Annotated in this window: 19 protein-coding genes and 1 tRNA gene; 9 read left to right on the top strand and 11 right to left on the bottom strand. The window is 41.1% G+C overall.

The window, feature by feature from the left end; genetic code table 11:
* Nucleotides 1–143 precede the first annotated feature (143 nt).
* The 6 genes from QZV86_RS03550 to QZV86_RS03525 all read left to right on the top strand — a co-directional run bounded on the left by QZV86_RS03550 (nucleotide 144) and on the right by QZV86_RS03525 (nucleotide 5065).
* Nucleotides 144–1340, top strand: a complete 1197-nt coding sequence (locus tag QZV86_RS03550; RefSeq protein ID WP_295624103.1) for a PIN domain-containing protein — start codon at nucleotides 144–146, stop codon at nucleotides 1338–1340.
* A gap of 730 nt (nucleotides 1341–2070) precedes the next feature.
* Nucleotides 2071–2523 carry a hypothetical protein gene (locus QZV86_RS03545; protein WP_295624101.1) on the top strand — a complete coding sequence of 151 codons (453 nt, stop codon included), beginning with the start codon at nucleotides 2071–2073 and terminating at the stop codon, nucleotides 2521–2523.
* Nucleotides 2524–2597: 74 nt separating this feature from the next.
* Nucleotides 2598–3398, top strand: coding sequence for a PEP-CTERM sorting domain-containing protein (locus tag QZV86_RS03540; RefSeq protein ID WP_295624099.1), 801 nt, complete (start codon nucleotides 2598–2600; stop codon nucleotides 3396–3398).
* A 388-nt stretch (nucleotides 3399–3786) separates the two neighbouring features.
* Entirely contained in the window at nucleotides 3787–4017 is a 231-nt protein-coding gene (gene osmB, locus QZV86_RS03535) for an osmotically-inducible lipoprotein OsmB (protein ID WP_295624097.1), read from the top strand.
* Between the two features lie 92 nt (nucleotides 4018–4109).
* Nucleotides 4110–4186 (top strand) — tRNA-Arg (locus tag QZV86_RS03530).
* A 258-nt stretch (nucleotides 4187–4444) separates the two neighbouring features.
* Nucleotides 4445–5065, top strand: coding sequence for a cold shock and DUF1294 domain-containing protein (locus QZV86_RS03525; RefSeq protein ID WP_295624095.1), 621 nt, complete (start codon nucleotides 4445–4447; stop codon nucleotides 5063–5065).
* A gap of 238 nt (nucleotides 5066–5303) precedes the next feature.
* Here QZV86_RS03525 and QZV86_RS03520 read toward each other — a convergent pair whose 3' ends face one another.
* Entirely contained in the window at nucleotides 5304–5879 is a 576-nt protein-coding gene (locus tag QZV86_RS03520; protein WP_295624094.1) for a DUF1524 domain-containing protein, read from the bottom strand.
* Between the two features lie 576 nt (nucleotides 5880–6455).
* Here QZV86_RS03520 and QZV86_RS03515 point away from each other — a divergent pair.
* Nucleotides 6456–7046, top strand: a complete 591-nt coding sequence (locus QZV86_RS03515; RefSeq protein ID WP_295624092.1) for a PEP-CTERM sorting domain-containing protein — start codon at nucleotides 6456–6458, stop codon at nucleotides 7044–7046.
* A gap of 179 nt (nucleotides 7047–7225) precedes the next feature.
* On the opposite strand, the gene QZV86_RS03510 is transcribed toward QZV86_RS03515, so the two are convergent.
* The 3 genes from QZV86_RS03510 to QZV86_RS03500 form a co-directional block, all read right to left on the bottom strand.
* Nucleotides 7226–7504 carry a hypothetical protein gene (locus QZV86_RS03510; RefSeq protein WP_295624090.1) on the bottom strand — a complete coding sequence of 93 codons (279 nt, stop codon included), beginning with the start codon at nucleotides 7502–7504 and terminating at the stop codon, nucleotides 7226–7228.
* Nucleotides 7501–7629 (bottom strand): hypothetical protein, encoded by a 129-nt coding sequence (locus QZV86_RS03505; protein WP_295624088.1) that lies wholly within the window; start codon nucleotides 7627–7629, stop codon nucleotides 7501–7503. Before QZV86_RS03505 ends, QZV86_RS03510 begins: the two co-directional genes overlap by 4 nt.
* Nucleotides 7630–8070: 441 nt before the next feature.
* Nucleotides 8071–9063, bottom strand: a complete 993-nt coding sequence (locus QZV86_RS03500; RefSeq protein WP_295624086.1) for a hypothetical protein — start codon at nucleotides 9061–9063, stop codon at nucleotides 8071–8073.
* A gap of 603 nt (nucleotides 9064–9666) precedes the next feature.
* Between QZV86_RS03500 and QZV86_RS03495 the strand changes: the two genes are divergently transcribed.
* Nucleotides 9667–9792 carry a hypothetical protein gene (locus QZV86_RS03495; protein WP_293007453.1) on the top strand — a complete coding sequence of 42 codons (126 nt, stop codon included), beginning with the start codon at nucleotides 9667–9669 and terminating at the stop codon, nucleotides 9790–9792.
* A gap of 234 nt (nucleotides 9793–10026) precedes the next feature.
* Here the strand turns inward: QZV86_RS03495 and QZV86_RS13780 are convergent, their stop codons facing one another.
* The 7 genes from QZV86_RS13780 to QZV86_RS03465 all read right to left on the bottom strand — a co-directional run bounded on the left by QZV86_RS13780 (nucleotide 10027) and on the right by QZV86_RS03465 (nucleotide 17325).
* Complete coding sequence (locus tag QZV86_RS13780) at nucleotides 10027–10203, bottom strand: PLDc N-terminal domain-containing protein (RefSeq protein WP_366925683.1); 177 nt, start codon at nucleotides 10201–10203, stop codon at nucleotides 10027–10029.
* 634 nt (nucleotides 10204–10837) lie between these two features.
* The gene (locus QZV86_RS03490; RefSeq protein ID WP_295624084.1) at nucleotides 10838–11047 is read right to left on the bottom strand and encodes a hypothetical protein; all 210 of its coding nucleotides are present in this window, start codon (nucleotides 11045–11047) and stop codon (nucleotides 10838–10840) included.
* Between the two features lie 136 nt (nucleotides 11048–11183).
* Nucleotides 11184–11753, bottom strand: coding sequence for a hypothetical protein (locus tag QZV86_RS03485; RefSeq protein ID WP_295624082.1), 570 nt, complete (start codon nucleotides 11751–11753; stop codon nucleotides 11184–11186).
* 161 nt (nucleotides 11754–11914) lie between these two features.
* Nucleotides 11915–13174, bottom strand: a complete 1260-nt coding sequence (locus tag QZV86_RS03480; protein ID WP_295624079.1) for a hypothetical protein — start codon at nucleotides 13172–13174, stop codon at nucleotides 11915–11917.
* Nucleotides 13175–13197: 23 nt separating this feature from the next.
* The gene (locus QZV86_RS03475; protein ID WP_295624077.1) at nucleotides 13198–14028 is read right to left on the bottom strand and encodes an outer membrane lipoprotein-sorting protein; all 831 of its coding nucleotides are present in this window, start codon (nucleotides 14026–14028) and stop codon (nucleotides 13198–13200) included.
* Nucleotides 13997–16381, bottom strand: coding sequence for an MMPL family transporter (locus QZV86_RS03470; protein WP_295624075.1), 2385 nt, complete (start codon nucleotides 16379–16381; stop codon nucleotides 13997–13999). The genes QZV86_RS03475 and QZV86_RS03470 overlap by 32 nt, the downstream gene beginning before the upstream one ends.
* Nucleotides 16382–16752: 371 nt before the next feature.
* Nucleotides 16753–17325, bottom strand: coding sequence for a TetR/AcrR family transcriptional regulator (locus tag QZV86_RS03465; protein WP_295624073.1), 573 nt, complete (start codon nucleotides 17323–17325; stop codon nucleotides 16753–16755).
* A 133-nt stretch (nucleotides 17326–17458) separates the two neighbouring features.
* Between QZV86_RS03465 and QZV86_RS03460 the strand changes: the two genes are divergently transcribed.
* Nucleotides 17459–18610, top strand: a complete 1152-nt coding sequence (locus QZV86_RS03460) for an IS4 family transposase (RefSeq protein WP_295624072.1) — start codon at nucleotides 17459–17461, stop codon at nucleotides 18608–18610.
* The last annotated feature ends 111 nt before the right edge of the window (nucleotides 18611–18721 follow it).

Raw genomic sequence — 18721 nt, 5'->3', positions numbered from 1 at the left:
GGCTGAATGACGGATTTTTAAGTACCATCTGTTAGTTCTGAACTGTAGAGCAATCATATATTTAATTCCTTATACAATAACAACTGTAAAGGACAATTAATTTATCTTATACATTATATTTAAGTCTTTGAAGGAGAGTCAAGGTGGTTAAGAAATCTATTCCACGCTTAGTCGTCTTCTTTGATACCAATGCACTTTACACCCAGGTTGCATCCGATTTGGTTCGCGCAGAAATTCGGAACCTGATTACTCAAAACTCCAATCATGTTGATCTCGATATTTCGTGGTATCTGCCTGAAATAGTAGTAAATGAACGTCGGTATCAAATGATGAGTCGAGCGCAAGACTTGCTTCCCAACCTTCAGAAGATGGAGAAGCTCTTGGGGCTGACTTTTGGCATAGGTGATGGCACTCTGGAACTACATGTGGGCAAAGCGATTGATGATACGATTAGACAGTTGAGCTTTAATGTCGCGAAACTAGACGCAAATAAAGTCGATTGGGGTGATGTCATATCAAGGGCTACTTTGAGATATCCACCATTTGAGCGCGGGGATAAAGAAAAAGGCTTTAGGGACTCAGTAATCGCAAATACTTTTGCGCAATTTCATGAGAATTCGCCTTCAACTCCAACCGTTTGCCGGCTAGCGATAGTTACCAATGATGAACTACTCGCAGAATACATTAATTTACTCACAGCAGGGTCTAAGAATGTTCGAATTCTCAAGGGCACTGATGAACTGGAGAGCCTTATAAATACACTCGTTTCGAGTGTTTCGGAAGAATACGCTGCAGAACTAACAAAGAAGGCCACCAAACTTTTCTTTGTAAAAGATGAAGAGAAGTCACTGTACTATAAAGATAATATTGCAGAAAAAATTAAGTTAAAATATGCTGAAGTTTTGAAGGATACGATTCTGAAAGATCATTTGCGCCGATCCGGCACATGGTGGATTACACAGACGATATTCGTCAAGAAAGTACGTCAACGCATTCATTGGGTTTCAGTAATCGAACCTGAATTTGAGATCTACCACATTGAAAATAAGAGCCAGGATTCAGCTTTCACTTCGTCACTATCGAAATTAGCTGGGATGGAGCCAGCTACAGCCAAATATTGGTCATTAGTAAATGAAGGTATAATTCAGGCTAAACCACAAGTCATTAAGCAAGGACTTCTTGGGACAACGTTTGCGGATACTGAGATTATTGTTGATCATAAAGGTCGAGACAGGTTTGAAGTACAATGGAGCGCCAACATCACTCCATCAAAGAATCTTACAAAGCCAACGATAGATGAGATCAAATACATGGGAAACAATCTTAACAGCGATTCTTAGTTTAAGGATATACCTAATCGCCATGAAATTTGCCGGTTATTCTGGAGTTCATTAACGTTAAATGTTCGTTAGAAAAATGCTTTCGAGCAACTTTCAAATCATTTATAGCTAAGTGGAGTTATGAACAAATCCCAAGAAACAAGTAAAAAAATACATTTAATCTACTGATATGTAGTTGTCGCGACCCGATTTTTCTATTGATGCGGTTGTACCTCGCATCTGATTAAGCCGACTCCGTAAAAGCATGCGGTGTATAGGAAACCAGCTATCATCAATTTCTCATTTCTACTCCGAAGATTTTAATTCACATTTTACAATTAATATTTTCGTGATATTTATATTCCAAATAAGACGCAAAATATTTTATTTTTGTACTATTTTTTAATATTTTGCACCAAATCATTTTTCTCAGGTTATTTTTCTTTAATCCATGCTCTATGGGCTTTACAGGCATTATATTTCTTCTTTCCTTATACCAAATAAGTCACCCCCTCACACAAGGAATTCAGGAGATTTCTGAAACTTCTATAACCGACAGAGAAAACAGTATAGATTGAGTTAATTTCTTACTAGTGCAATTTACTATGTACTATGCTATTCGCTACTTTGACGCATGGATTCCATATTTAGACAGCACATGTCACAAAAGTTATTTACTAGTTGTGAACCATTATTAGGTTATTACTTGGCTTCAATTGTCCACAGTGGGTTTTTTAGGAAAAGATTGAATATGAATATGAAAATAAACATTACAAAAAAAGAATATAGATTGTTACTTGATGTTCTCTATCTTGGAGACTGGATGTTAACTGCACATGACCAGGAAGAATTGCCAGAAAAGGAAAAGTATCAAGATGTAATCCAGAAATTTTACTCATATGCTGAAGAAATGGGTTATGGGAATTTGATAGAAGCTGATAAAGAATCAAATAAATATTATGAAACAAGAGAGTATGAAGATACCAGCAAAGTTAGCGAAATCATTGAAAACTATGATAATGCAACATTCTGGGACGAATTAGTGTCAGGGCTTGCGATGAGAGATGCCAAAGAAACTGAAGGAATTGATGCAATCAAAAAAATGTCACCTGAAAAAAGAATAGAATTATTGCACTCATTGGAAGAAAAATATCATGAAGAATTTATGGCTAATGATCTAACTAATCTTAAAATCAAGAAATGAGGTACGATCTAAGCTGTACTGATTTACCATTGCTGTAGGTATAATAGAAAACTAGGGAATGTACATTTTATTAATTGATTTCAGGAGAGATTATTATTCTTGCTAATTTTAAATTTAATGCGATTGCAATAGCATTTTTTGCTTTATCGTCTACTACTTACGCAGCTGATTATGTCTATCAGACGAGTCAAGACCCTTGGGCAAATAAGACAAACGATAGCGCGATGTCAGCAGTATTCGGTGCGGCCAACTGGAGTAAGTCCGGGTATAACATTGCTGATTTCAGTGGGGCGAAATTTGTATTTCTTGATGGAAGCGACAACAATGCAAACGAGCTTTCGTCATTTATTGGGGGCAATCAAAGTTTCCTTGAGAACTATGTTGCAGGAGGTGGCCATCTATTTATCAATTCAGCCCCTAACGAAGGAGGAACATTTTCATTAGGATTTGGTGTTACTCTAAATTATGACTTTGCTCATCAGTCTACTCACAGTTCTGTTGCAATTATCAATACCGCTGGTGTATCGGCTGGGCTCACATACGGCGACATTGCAACTGAATACACAGGAAACTTCTTTTCTCATGCAACGGTAACCGGTCCTCTCACAAGTCTAATTGACGGGTCTGCAGGAAGTATATTTAGTGTCATGGAATGGGGTAGCGGATTCGTTGCCTTTGGCGGGCAAACAACAACAAACTTTCACGATCCCGTAGTTGACGCAAGGGGTCTATTGGCCAACGAGCTGGCGTACGTTGCCTCCGTTCCTTTTGTCTCTCCGCTTCCTATTCCTGAACCAGAAATTTATGCCATGTTATTGGCTGGACTGGGGCTGTTGGGTTTCGTAGCGCGACGCAGAAAAGAATCAGTCATTTAAATTAGTTTCAGATTTAAACCAGAATGAGGGGTTATGCTCCCGGTGCTCATTCTCATACAAATGCTTTAGCAGGTCTCGTAAGCGTATGCGAGTTATTTTTTTTAAGCTACAGCTAGCAAATTTAAAAGGCCACGCCCACCATACTGAAAAACAATAGCCTTTTCTTCCCAGGATTATTTAACGATCGAGATAGGCCCATTATTATTCGGGTAATAATTTAAGGCATTGTCAAGTTATCTCTCGCACGACCGCTTCTCAGCACAGCAGGAATATTACTTCAAAAACTATTTTAGGAATTGCCCTCTTCGGCATTTCTAAATGATTAGTTGCAAAATTAAAGAAGTAAAGGAATCTTCCGATATTTTTGTATTTGGCAAAAGGTGCTTCAATGAAAATGATCAAAAAATTTATAGTCAGCGCGGCATTCTTAACAATAATACTCGTTTTAAGTGGTTGTTCAGGCATGTCAACACGGGATAGAAACACAGCTTTAGGAGCAGGTGTCGGAGCTGTTGGAGGTGCCGTTCTTACTAATGGTAGCACTCTGGGAACGATTGGAGGTGCAGCTGTAGGTGGTGTTATTGGTAACCAGGTGGGTAATGGCAAGCGCAAAAAATAACAACTTCAATCAATATTCGCAAGGTTGCTTACGGGATCAAGGTTAATCGTGCCCGCTTTCAGGAGACTATGTAAAATACTGATATAGTTAGAGCGCCCGTAGCTCAGTTGGATAGAGTACTTGGCTTCGAACCAAGTGGTCGTGGGTTCGAATCCTGCCGGGCGCGCCATTCTTTCTTAATGCTTTAGAAGAAGAATTCCCTTACAAAGTGATGCCTCCTCGGCTGTCAGTTAGAATGAAAATCTCTATTTCACGGCGCACATAGAATATCCCACCCGAGTTCTCTCGATTTCATCAGCAAGCATTGATTGTTTCAAATAATTGGCAGATGACTTTGTAGGTGAATCCGCGCAAGTATTAATTGACACTAAAAATACAATAGATTTGGTCGATAACAAATTTCAATTCTATCCACTGAGGATTTGCTATGCGTTATCAGGGTAAGATAACAAGTTGGAATGACGACCAAGGATTCGGCTTTATTACTAATAATGGTGGCGTTGATCAGGTGTTTGTTCACATCAATGCGTGTACTAATAGAAAGCGACGCCCTGCCGAAAATCAAATTGTGACTTACGAGTTAAAAACTGATCAAAAGGGTCGCATGAGAGCGGAGAATGTAGCATTCGTGGATGACCGCTTGTCTGCTGCCCCTTCTACACATGACAGAAGCTCTATTTCACTTATGTGGGTTATTTTTTTTGTTATTTTGGTTGCCGCTTCGGTGTTTTCAGGAAAGTTACCTACTATCGTGCTAGGTTTTTATCTTAGTGCAAGTATTATTGCATTCGCAGCTTATGCGCTGGACAAATCAGCAGCACTGAATAACCGCTGGAGAACCCCAGAAAACACTTTGCATCTTCTTGGGTTAATTGGTGGTTGGCCGGGAGCATTGCTTGCTCAAAGGTTTCTGCGTCATAAGTCAAAGAAACAGTCGTTTCAAATCACTTTCTGGGCAACCGTCATAATTAACTGTGGTGGACTTATTTGGTTGCATACAGTGGAAGGTTCCATTTTTCTGCACTCCATTCTAGGTGTTAAAGTGTAATAATAAGGTTAATATGGCCAAAGCTGAAACCAACACAATTCCAAGTCTGGTAACTCTCGATTGAATTGTCAATCAGCTTTGAAATTTTGCTAGTTTTTTTAAAAAATAGCATCCAAGATTGCCTGTTAAAACAAATATTTCATTTTTACTAAAGTAATTTCCCAACAAGCCGATAAAGCATGTGCATAATATCCCGCTTTATGAAAGGTGCCAGGAGGATTCGCAAGAATCTCTCTGGTTACTCCAGACAAGCTCTAGCCAATTTATTTAATGTTAGGTTTTCTTGTTGGCTATACCACAATTGGTATTTGTCCTTGATACGCTTCCACCGTTTCCCATATTCACACCAGTAAGATTGTAACGGCGGCAACCATTCATGTGGGGCTTTATCCGATTTAGATCGATTGACTGAATCAGATACAGCAACTAGATTCTCAAAATCGTTTGCAAATGTTTTACGCTGCTCTTTTGTCCAATTTACCGCTCCATGTCTATGAGCATGGGCTAATAGCACAATATGATCGATATCGACATCTGAAGCCTTGGTGAATGTTTTCCCGGTATATACCCCATACCATTTGCCATATATTACAGTGCAGTGCTTCGAGTCTTTAAATTGCACCTGTATTTTGCTGGTCGCTATCAATAATTCTTGCCGCGTGTCTTGGCAATCCCCATCAGCATCAATCCAGTGTGGCCAATCTTTTCTATTGTATGTCTTGGCTAAATCAGTAGTTTTAGCGTTACTAGTAGCTTGTGCTTGCTCGATTGTTTCACTTCTTTTTTCAATTGTGCAGCTTGAAAGCGCTGTCATTATTGAAATTAAAAGAAATACGAAACTGATTTTTCTCATGAGGCTTTAAGTCTACTAGCAAGGTTCTGTCGCAAATATTCGTAAAGTGCAAAGCCACCTTATCTGCGGGCATAGCTTTCCTGCTAATGCCATAAACTGCTTATAGGCGGGTATATTTTCGTCAGACAGTTGTCCCTTTCGGATCTTGTGTGCGGTTTAAATACCATCTATGGTTGCCTGCGCTGAATGAAAGGCTGTGAATCCCATCAGGGGTTTTTTGATTTTCTTAGCTGCCAAAACCAGGCAAGATGAGTAATGGATAGCCCATCTGTTAAGCGTGGAATGGCCAAATATCACTCAAACTGACAAACTTTGCGACAGAACGGCAGTTGTAGTGGAATACGCACCCGCCCTCAAAATTAGACCTTACTCAGTTTTGCATGCCGATTGACATGATAAGTTCTGAGCAAATATACTTAATTCTGAGCTTGGCGCCTTTTTCCATAATTCACGAATCCTGTTCATTTGTTTCCGCGAAAAACAAGGGCTTCGCGGTCAGCTTCAACTGGCCCTTTATTAACTAAGAAGGAATAAAAAATGAAGTTTAATACAATTAAAAAAACAATATATACCTCAATATGGGGAACAATCATCGCAATTGGCTCATTATTAGCTACCCCGGTAAATGCCCTCACACTCGACGATTCAACGGTTAGCGCAGCTGTCTATTGCTGCTCCGCGCCTACAGAGACCTATCGAGTTTCCAATTTTGTTAGCGCAACCGTTGCCGATGGTATAGAGTTTCCCGAAAACTCATTTACCTCCATTATTAGTGGAATTTCCGTGATTCCTTTAAATATTGATATTGGCACCACCACCATTGATCTTCATTATACTGGCTCTGCTATCGCCGCCAGCGGCACATTTAATGGTTATGTATTTTCTTTTTCGGGGGCCCCGACAATTACAAATGTAACAATTAATGCCGCAAGTACTTTTAACCCAACCGGATTATCATTTACAACTGACTCAGTGCTTGTAGATAATGCTGGTTTGCATTTTACAAGCTCATCTCACCTATTGTTGGACGTATCCCTCGTTCCAGAGCCAAGTACATATGCTATGCTTATTGTGGGGGTTTTGACTATTTTACTAGCCTACCGTCGCCGGAATCAACATCAGGCATAAAAAGACGGTCAAAGGGAACAGGCTTTCCGGCAGGCTTCGCCTGCTTCCTCTAGGTGACGAATTACAATTCACGCTGCTGTCGGTGTATGAAATAAATCTCGGCAATGTGATTCCACCGATACTCGTTGATATTCGCCATGCACGGGCTTTTCTAATACCATTACTAACTAAACAATAGGTTATTTGCCAAGCGTTACCCGCCGATAAGCCATATAAAATAAGCCATCGGCGTCAGTAACTTTCAATCGTTCTAACACGCCATTATCTACCATTGTGCCCATAGTGACGCCAATCTCACGCTTACTTAAACCTGCAGCCTGCAAAGCCAAGCGAATATCATGGCCTGAAGCTGCGCCAACTTTAGAGGCGTTTTTATCTAAGGCGTTTAACACTAATTGTTCGTAAGGAGAAAAAGACGTTGCAACCATTATTGCCTGATAATCGATAGGGCCTATCATATCCAGAATGGCACGCCGGATTTCTGCAGTGCACGCACACCGGCGACAGAGCAACTGCGGAACCACTTGACCAGACCATCAAGCGTATCATGAAAGCATTGACTCGCCACTGTGGGTATTGCCAAGTTAACTCTCGCAAGGTGGCCAAGATATTGAATTTACTTACCTTAAGCTACCGTTATTTTTTTCCAAGACGCAATAGCACCTTGTCTCCAAACCAGATAGTCACTGGCAGATACCAGATGACGGCCAAGATTAAATAGATTGCACACCGCAGTATAAGCCTCCAGGAATCGCTGTAACTCCTTTCATTTTATTATGCGCAGCCAATAATAGCCCTTCAGCTTAACAAACGCTAAGTTCCATGCGAAAGTTGCAAAAAGTAGCCCATAGAGCAGCCCCGTCACCCCCGAATACGGGGCAATCGCCGCCCAATGAACGAGAAAAAATGAACCGACGCATACGCCGTTCACATACCAAAGTGAAAGCTTGGCACTGAAAAATCGATGATGTTTGTATAAGGTCACTGAATTCTTCATTCCGCCATTATCGGTTATATACAACAGTTAACTAGGCGGTGCCGGATTAACACATGCGATAACAGTATAGTTTATATTTCCGATTGTGCCTTTTTTTATCGATGCTGGCGGTTGCTGAAAGACCCATAGTCCCATATTGTCATGACGCAGGTTTTGGCTGCTGTTGAAAAATGCCCGAACCATAAAGGGACCCGTTGTCGGGCCTGTGGTTGAGGTTATCCTGATTCTGTAGCTCGGTGTATTCCCATTGGGGCGCCCAACATCATCTGTATGGATAGAATCGAAAATTGGCATTGCGCAGTTCAGTGAACTGGCCGTAACTGGCAACAGCAGATTTGCCAATGAAGAATCGTAGTATAAAGTTACGATATCGTTTTCAGTGTGCGATCGAAGTGCGTTAACATCATGTCGGACATTATCAATAAACATTGTGGAAATCTGGAGGAGCCGTACCGACTCGAACGTTTTTGTCTGTAAAGGATCTGGCATCACATCCTCTATGAATTTAAACGTTCCTGCCACATGGAGTATTGTGGCTAGGTCATGTGGCTCTTCCAAGGTCAACAACCAAGTGAGATCCATGATTTGATTGGTCGTGCCGATCTTAGGAGAACGATTTGCGTGGCAGCTAATAATTCGGATCAACATCTTGCCCGTGCCACCCTGATTGAGTTGGGATGTATCAATGGCAACGCGAGTTAATTGGGGATGGAAGAATAAAGTCTTTTTCGGATAGGAAGTTGATGTGCCTGAGATTGCCGGACCTAGGACTAGGCTCTGACCGAACGGCAGCGGTGGCGTAGGATCAGCCCCGGTTTTAAGCCGCAGATAACCGGACGAATAGATGACAAGAACCTGCGGGAAACGGCTTGTATTGGATATGCGCTTCGCAAAGGATAAAAGCTTTGTCATTCCCATTGATTCGCCATTGATCAAGACTTCGAATGGATATTGTGGGATGTACGCCCGCTGCTTTTTTATCACCCACATGCCGTCGTTAAACATCTCTATCTTATTCAAAGTGATCTTATCTTTCAGAATCCGCTTTTTAAAGATGGAACGTCGACTTGTTTGGTGATCGTTCCTGCCTTTGTGTAAGGAACGAAATTATAAATTAAAACATCCATTAGGTTCTGTCGCATTAGCCTAGGATGTCAATCAGCGTTGAAATTTTGCCAGCATAATCTTTATATCATTGTTTCTACGTATTAGTTTCTTTCATAATAGACGCTGATACTGAAAAATATTGGATGCTGATTGACATCCGGCGATTCAGACTAGAATGGTCAACCGTAACACTGTGTCCCTGCATCATTCCTTCCAATTGTCGGTAGCTGATTGGTAAGCCACATACCAGCGAATGACATATGCTGTCAAAAATGGAGTCCATCGGTTTAAGCCGCAAGCAAACTTGCATAGTATTGCTGCATAAAGTCAAATTGTGAGATTTATGTATAAAACTTCTCAGGAATTTGTCAGATACACATGACGCCATTCACTTACGAGAAGTAATGGAAATGATTACCCGCTATCCTAAAAGGCATCAATGTGCCTTAGCGTGATCTGCACTAGATTTCCCCCTTTTATCCTCCATTGCTAATTTCCTTCCTAGAGTAAGCTTTCTTGAATAAACCTATAACTGGAAAATCCGAAGGAGAAACCATGAGCGCAGAATTAGCTGAGTATTTCTTAATTTTGTTGGGCGTATTTATGATTCTGTCTGTCATCATTGGACAGAACCTGAGTTAAGCCAATCAACATTAATTTCTTTCTTACGGAAGGTTTAAATAGATAGCGGATTGATTCTGTTCTGTCGCCAATTATCACATGAGAAATAGTAGAGTCCCTGATATTTATGTATATGCGGACAGTTCTCATATCGCCAATAAATAAAACAGAATTCCCTTTGTAGCTAAAATCTTTTCATGTGTGGCGGCATCCAATACCACTTAACGGACTGTCTGAATTTGCAAGGCCACTTCTTTATCTAGGACCTAAAAAATACCATAGAATCAGACCAATTATAGGCAGAAGCAATATTAGTACTATCCATAGCACTTTGTTTCCTGTGCCCGCTGAACTTTGTACAACCTTAACAATCGCCCAAACATTAAGGACTAATAAAATAAGACCAGAAAGGCCACTTACTTCAATACCCATAATTTATTTCTCCATATTTATTAAAATAATCAAATCTTGTATTAATTCAGAAGTAATCAACTAATCCAAAATAACTTTGGGTAAAAATCAGGAAGAGAAAATTACCTACGTAACATTTGGACCTTTCCTAACATTTTACTCAAAACAAGCGACTTGAAACAGATAACTAGCATGCCTATAGATGGCGAATTACAATTCACACTGCCGTCGGTGTATGAAATAAATCTCAGCAAATGTGATTTCCACCGGCACTCGTTGATATTCGCCTTGCCCAGCACAGCATTTCCGCTGAGGCTTAATGGTTATGCAGCGTGAACGCGGTAACCGTTATAATTGTCTTTTAAGGCTTCGAGTTTCTTTTTTAAATCGTGTGCATTCCAAAAAGAGACTCGCGCCTGAGTGGACGTCTTGAGTATTACGTTACTTTTTAAAAAACGCTTTGAGTTCATGAACAACGACCAAAAGCCAAACAAGAATCGATCGATAGTTAGTTAGGATAGGAGCCCTTTGCCGGGATTGGTTGATGCTTAATGAGTAGGCTGTCTGGCCCGTGCATCGCCCGGCCCCACCAGTTTCGCAAGTGTGGTAAGGAAATGCACAACAAGTAAAAGGACAGTTCTCATTGATCTCGATATTACGCGTGTCCGAGATTGTTACAAGGCTGGCAACGGGATTGATTTTTGGCGAGAATTAGTATTTCGCCATGCATAGGGGATATTCGGTATGGCACTTGGATTTGACTGAGTGCATATAGGAATGGATCAAAGGCACTGTTAATAAAACCACCAAATAACGCTGCCAGCATCAATAGATTTGTGTTTATGCTGGTTTCCGGGCTTTTCATTTACCCTCCATCATATTACAGAAGCGGATTATTTTGTGTCACGCTTCTGGCTTATCTGTCCTCAAAGAAAATCCTGTTATTTGTTTTCAAAATCACCACCGCATAGAGATGGCGATTTTAGTTAAATTTATCAAGATTAACGGGATATTTGTTTCGGTTTCATAAGCTTATGTGCAAACAGCATCAATGCCAGTAATAGCAAAGCAATCATTGGGCCTGTACTGTAACTAAATCTACTATCAGAAAAAAAACCGTCTATCTTTACTCGCAATGGATATTCATACTGGACAGGTGGCACGCCTTCTCCTGTAATGAATACCGTGTATAACCCCTCGTCCAGATTGGATTCTCCACTAATCACACCATCTTGATGATTGATGGAATAAAAAGATGCTACTACTTTTTCACTTAGTGTTTTGCCACTTCCTTTCACTATCTGTATGCCGATTGGCATGTCACGTAGGGACTGATCTATAAGATCAATAACCCAAAAAGTCAGGCCTGTTTCCGGAATTTCTGAACAGTATTCAGCCTCTGGATCGTATTGTGGCTGATAAGTACTGAAATGCACCCTGCTGCCTTCAGCTCCACGTAAACAATTGTCATGCTCCAAAGATACCTTTCCATGGGCTGAGACTGCACCAATATCAAGTATTGCAAAGAATATGAATGCAGTAACACTTGACTGTATTATTTGCTTAATCATACAAGACCTCCCATAATATTTGGTCTACAATCTTCTCCTCTTTAACTATTCTGCAACCTGTTTTGAGCACATTGCAGAATAGCGACTATTTACTATATCACACAATCAAGAACGATTGATCTTCTATAGTTAAATCTTTTTTGTAATCACATCTAAATGAACTAAAAGAATCTAGAAACCCTAAGAGTAACAAAACTATCCTGTCTAAAAAAGGACACTGGATTTATAGGATTATCTTCAAAGAATGCCTGACCGATAAGCTCGATTTTCATGTGCTGACCAAGTCGACGTTCGGCTTCGACACGTAAAGTTGCAGGTCCATCTACAATATCTGTTACAAATCCCGCAAGAATGGATGAATCTTGAACGTCATTAAGGGCAAGTCTCGCACCAAGAAAAATGTCTTTATCATAAATTGTAGGAAAAATCTGTTTACTCTGAATGTCAGCAAAATTAAGCTTGTCACGACCGTCATATAATCCTTCCACAATTAGACCAAGGTCGATATCACTTTCAGCAACCTGGAAAAATGTATACTCCAACCCGGCTACCGTAGCAGCAAATGCATCACCTTGTCCTTCACGGACGATTCCCTCTAACTTCCAAAGCCAAGCGTCGCGAGTAAATTGGAGATCAATACCTGCCTGAGTAATTACAGAATAGTGTGGTATAAAGTTTTGGGCGTCAGACGATAGGACAAGAGAAGGTTCGCGATTTATACCGCGGAATACATGTAGTCCAATGTCAAAATCGCCAAAAAAGTGTGAGTAACGCAGGGCGAAATCTGGATGCCATTCCTTAGCGCTATTTTCATAAACTGCATCTCCCGTTTTAACAGGAAGTGGTGTTCTAAGTCGTCCATCGGGTCCCGCGAACGTTCGTTCACGGAATCCTGTCATTAAAAAAAGTTCAAATCGACCGATATCTGTCTGGCGAGATATCTTTGCCATAGGTTGACCAAGAAAAGCTTCTTCATCAATATCTTCAACTGCGTCAATTTGATTTATTATATTAACCAGATGGCGAGATTCTGTAACACCCCAGAATATACGCGTGGCACCGACCAGAAATTCCCAGTCTCCTGCAATTTTTAACCAGTTTGCTTCTCGGATATCGAAATGAGTTCGTTTATCATCTACTGTATCTACGCGAACGAAGGGCGTAAATTTTAATAATGAATTGCGGTCGCTGCTCCGCCAACGATATTCTGGTTCCAAGAAGCTTGAGAACTGCGCGCCTTCAACTTGGCCTGGCAATAATGATTTGTCTGGAAATCCGCGTAGCTCCAAAGCAACCTGGCCGCTTAAGTCAAATGATTGCGCCGACACATCAGATAGTTTGAAAAGTAGAGAAATAGCAAGTGCTCTAGCAAGAATAATCAATAAAGAAATACATTCTTGCAATTTGTTCATGTTATTCATGACACTTGCTAAGTTACTGCTCTCTACCGCTGGCGCGATAGGACTCCTGTAACAAAATCTTTATCACTGAGGTCTATATCGAATTTATATTCTTTGAAAAAAAGATCCGTGCTTTTGCCCGTCTGATGGTTTTCCATGCGCCACACTTGTGCTCGCCAGTATTTATCATCATAAAGTTTGTAATCTTCAAATAGTTGAGTTTTTAACAGGCTGCCTTTGCGATCGTAATATTCAAGCTTGCGTGTTTGATAATCGGTCTGGTCAACCCAACCAATTTGCCGTGTATAGCCGGAGTCTCTATAAAGCGGGCGACGTTCGACAACATCACAGGTCAACTCTCCACATGCTTCTTCACGCAACCAGGTATATTCATATTTTTCAAGTTCCTGGCCGGTAATATCTTCAAAAGCAAATTCTGAGCCGACAAATGGTCCGGATTTGTTTTTTGATGAGATGCGCTTCACGCGTTTGAGTGCTGGCAAATAGAGCCACTGATCGTCCGGATCCAATATTTTGGCGTACGAAAGGAGCGCTGTTCCCTCAATGTCTGCTGGTGAGAAAAAAACAATAAGATTTTTATCACCGACAGACTCATCAGGAAGTTCCAGGGTTGATTGCTCAAGTACACGTCGAGATTCTGCACCTGAGGCGTTTTTTAGCACCATTTCAAGCTCTACTCGACTGTTATTAAAACCTCGATCTGATCGGTCATTGCGTGCAGCAACATCATATCCTTTTTGATCAAGATCTTCTGCAGAAGCAGGCGAATGAGCGAAGCTTGCCAGCACAAGCACACCGGCGAAAATCACATATTTATAGGGATTAAATTGAATTCGTGCTTTCAGTGCTAACATATTGAACTCCTTTTGTTTTAGGTTTAGCGCGTAACATTAAAAGCGCTGGTAACAACAACAGATCTACAATCAAGGCGATAATAATGGCCAGTGCAGTCAACGTTCCCATATCACCCGTAATCTTGAATGATGAGAACATGAGCACACTAAAGCCAAACGCCAGAATCAGCGCATTGGCCACAACCGCAGCCCCGACAGTATCAAAGGTGTAACGAATTGCGTCCTCAATGGAGAGCATTAGCTCTTCACGAGCACGCTGGTATTTCGTAAGGATATGAACCGTGTTGTCGACGATAATGCCGAGAGAAGTGGCGGATACTGTCGCGGCAGCCATACCCACTTCGCCTACTAGTAGCGCCCATACACCGAACGTCATAATAAGTGGTGCAACATTTGGAATTATGCTAAGCAGTCCGAAACTAAAGCTTTTTAACGCGAGCATCATAATCATGGAAATCAAAACAACAGCGACAATGTTGCCACCAATCATATCCTTTATATTGCGCTCAGAGATAAAGGAAAACAGATAGGTTGCGCCGGTGCCATATACTTCGTTTCCTGGTGAGCGTGCCTCCCACCAGGCATCAACCTCTTTCAGAAATTGCCGCGTTTCTCCGGTGGTAATTTCATCGAGCGTGACGGAGACTCGAGTTGATGACTTATCGATGTCTATACGGTCATTTAAGTCTAGCCCGTATGGCAATGACAATTCATAAAGAAGCAAATATTGTGCAGCGAGTTCGCGCTCCTCTGGAATTTTATAAAAACTCGGATCGTCGGCATGCATATTTTTGCTTAGTCGCTTGATGACGTCCGTATACGAGTAAACATGGCGTACTTTTGAATATTCCCGTAGCCAGATCGCGAAGTCATCAAGGTCTTGCAGATATTTAGGCTCACTGATGGCGCCGGGTGCTCCACCAGGTACGGAGTATTCGAGAATATAAAGCCCTGTCAGATGTTTGATAGCAAACTTCGCGTCGCCACGAAATTCCACTCTATCATCAAAGTATTCAACCCATTGATCATTCAAATCTATTGTTGGTATAGCAAAAGCCAGTCCAATAAAAAGAACACCTACAAAAACCAGTGTAGCTCGTGCTCTTGCAATAACGAACTCGGCAAGTTTGTTAATTGCTTCTTGCAGCGGACCTCGAGATTTATCTGAGTAGGTTTGTACATTAAATGGCAAAATAGCTAATAATGCTGGCAGAAATGTTAGTGAATAAAACCAGGCGGCAGCAATACCTACTGATGCAATATTCCCTAAAGCGTTAAAAGGTGGGGCGTCGGAAAAATTGAGCGCCAGAAAGCCGATAATCGTCGTTAAACTAGTAATTGAAACCGCCAGAAAATTGACGCGAATACTCTCTTTGATAGCCGCAATTTTGTCATCGCCGACACGCATACGCTGCACCATCGTGATCAGTATATGGATGGAGTCCACTATTGCCAGCGTTAGAATAACGACCGGAGCGCTACCCGAAAATGGTGAAATGATGATGCCTGCCCAGCCCGCAAAACCCATCGCGGCCATTGTTGCAAACGTAATAACGAGCACCGTTGCAACGACACCGGAGAAGCTTCGTATGACCAGCCATGTGATAACAATCAGCACCAAGAACATGGGGCCATAGAGCGTCTCAGCATCATTAATTGTCGCTTCAAAAAAAGCAGCATTAAGCGCTGAAATACCCGTGAGTGCAATCCTCAGGTCGGGATAGGCTTGTTCGAATTCGGCTACGAGAGCACGCGCGGAATTAATGGCCTCTGGCAGTTCACCCTCACTTAGTCCCGGGTATTGCAACGTTACATTGATACCTGATGCGCCACGATCAAGTGCTACAAGATTGCCCGCAAGCAATGGTTCGTTAAGCGCAATGTCAACGCGCTTGGCTATTTCTGCTTGCGAAAGATTTGAGGCATTTTCTATGAGGTCTTCTACAATTAAATCGTCATCTATTGCATAGGTATGCTGAAAGTTGGTGATAGAGTCAACCCGTATTGCGAATGGAATCGTCCAGGCACGAGCGGTAAATTCCTCAGTAGCCTGGGCAACAAAAGGTTGATCAATTGTTCCGGATTTAGGTTTAACAACAAAAAGAAAATTGTCGTTTTTTGTATAAGTCTCCTCAAACTTTTCAAAGGTAAGCAGATCAGGGTTTTTATCGCTAAAAAAGACACGATAATTATGTGAAACCTGAATCTGCATCAATCCAGCGGCAAGAACAACAAAAACGATAATTGCGAAAAGAATTGTCTTCAGGCGATTTTTAAGGACGAATTCTGCCCATCGAAGTGCAAAACGATCCGTTTTGTTTAATTGTTTAGTTTCGTTTCTAATGACAGTCAATGCAATCTCCATTTAAGATCATATGATCTTTAAAAGTTAAAATTTTTCCCGATTGTGTTGCAAATAAAGCTCATACATGTTTGAAATTGGCAATCATTGACAAGCATCCTAAGAATCAACCTATATCAGAATTTATATGTACTATATCACACGATCAAGAACGATCGTTCTTAATTCATTCATTTTCATTTAATTTAGAGTGCGGAACAAGCTAATTTATAAAAGAGTAGGCAATCTTAGACGCACATGATGCATAACTTACCTTTGAATATGCATTATATGCAGTTAGTTTAGGGTAACAAGAGAACGTAATAGAAACGGAGCGCTAGCTCAAAGGCCATAATATAAAGCACAATAAAACTTAAATGCTACTAATCCAGTTGATCGATAGCGGCAATAATAACTTCCTCTATTGTCTCAATTGGAATCCCAGCCCGGGATAACACGGATAAGCCATGGATTGTTGTCGTCATTGCAGCTGCTATTCTCTTAACTGGAAGGTCATTTCGCACTTCTTCGGCTACAACGGCATTAGTTAACGCTCTACTAAGCGCTTTTTCCAGCTTATTGAAGTTGCCAATTACCATATTTTTGAGCTCTTCATCTGTTTCTGCAAATTCGATAGCTGAATTGACCAACATACAGCCGTTACGTAATCGTCCGTCTTTATTCATTTGTAAAATGCCGTCGAAAACACTCTCAATTTCAGCACGTCCGGCATTAATACTCTCAAGAATACCGAACATCTCATCGGAAATTTTAAAACAATATTTTTTGACAGCAGCCTTGAAGAGTCCTTCCTTGTCGCCAAACGCTGAGTACAGTCCAGCATGAGCAACACCTGTATACTTAACTAAGTCGCGCACCGAGGTTTCGGCATAGCCCTTTTCCCAGAATAAATGCATAGCTCTGTCCAGAGTTTCATCAACATCAAATTCGCGCATCCTCACCAAACGAATTTCTCCTATTTATTTTCACTACTGTCCCGTTAACATCTAATTGAGGCGGCCTGATTTGCCCTGAACTGGTATAATAAGTTTGCTTATAACCTGTTGAACCAGCATAGGAAACAAGGCCATGTCACATTATAATACGATCTTTTCACAAATACTAAAATTTGTACCGAGACATGAGTTTGAGACTCTGGCAAAAGAACATCATTCAGGTCGTTCATTCCGCACTGCATCTAGATGGTCGCAGTTTGTGACCTTGGCGATGGCACAATTGGCAGGACGGAAGAGCTTGCGAGATATTGTTGAAAATATCTCAGTCCAGGCGCATCGTCTCTATCATCTGGGTAGTGTGAAGTTGACGCGTTCCAACTTGTCTCGCATCAACGAAGATAAACCTTATGCGTTATATGAGTCCCTGGCGGGAAAGTTATTAAGTCGTTGCCAGGGAATGACACCAGGCCACAATTTTCGCTTCAAGAACCCACTCTATTCATTGGATACTTCTACCATAGACCTTTGTTTGTCGGTCTTTCCGTGGGCAAATTTTCGCACGACAAAAAGCGCCATTAAGCTTCATGTCGGATTGAATCACAGCGGCTATCTTCCTGAGTTTGTCGCCATTACGGAAGGCAAGACCAGTGATGTTGAGATTGGCCGTACACTGCAATTTCCCCATGGTAGCATTGTAGCTGTTGACAGGGGGTACTGCGATTACGGTTGGTACAACCAATTGACAGAGAAAAAGATATTCTTTATTACTCGCCTCAAATCCAACACTAAATTCAAGGTTGTCAGTCGTGAGCCGGTCTTGAAGTACAAAGGATTGAGCAGTGATCAAATCATCAAGTTCACTGGTTTGAAGTCAGCAAAAGAATGCCCAACTCAGCTGCGGCGTATCGGTTACCGAGACAAAGAAACCGGCAAACATTATGTGTTTCTAACCAACAATTTCAAGTTATCAGCCAAAACCATTGCTAATATCTATAAGGCACGCTGGCAGGTAGAGTTGTTCTTCAAATGGATTAAACAGAATCTGAAAATCAAGACTTTTGTTGGGACAAGCAAGAATGCAGTCATGACTCAGGTTTGGATCGCTGTATGCGTATATTTGCTATTAGCATTCATCAAATTTCAGTCAAAAATGAGCAAAAGCATGCAACAAATTCTGCGATTATTGCAGCTCAATTTGTTTGAAAAACGTGACCTCATGGCTTTATTGCGTGGGGATCCACTCATAGATAAAAATGCTAACCATTGCCAGATGGACTTACTGTGAAAGTTAACGGGACAGTAGTGATTTATTTTACAAAATTTTCTAAATAATTAGGCATAAAATTTATGTGAATAAAAAACTCTATCAAAAGCTTTCTCAACCATAAACATTACC

The organism is uncultured Nitrosomonas sp. (genome assembly GCF_902826915.1).
In the GTDB taxonomy this organism is placed as follows: Bacteria; Pseudomonadota; Gammaproteobacteria; order Burkholderiales; family Nitrosomonadaceae; genus Nitrosomonas.
The sequence above is the reverse complement of the archived record's forward strand: the minus strand, read 5'-3'. Positions and strand labels throughout refer to the sequence as shown.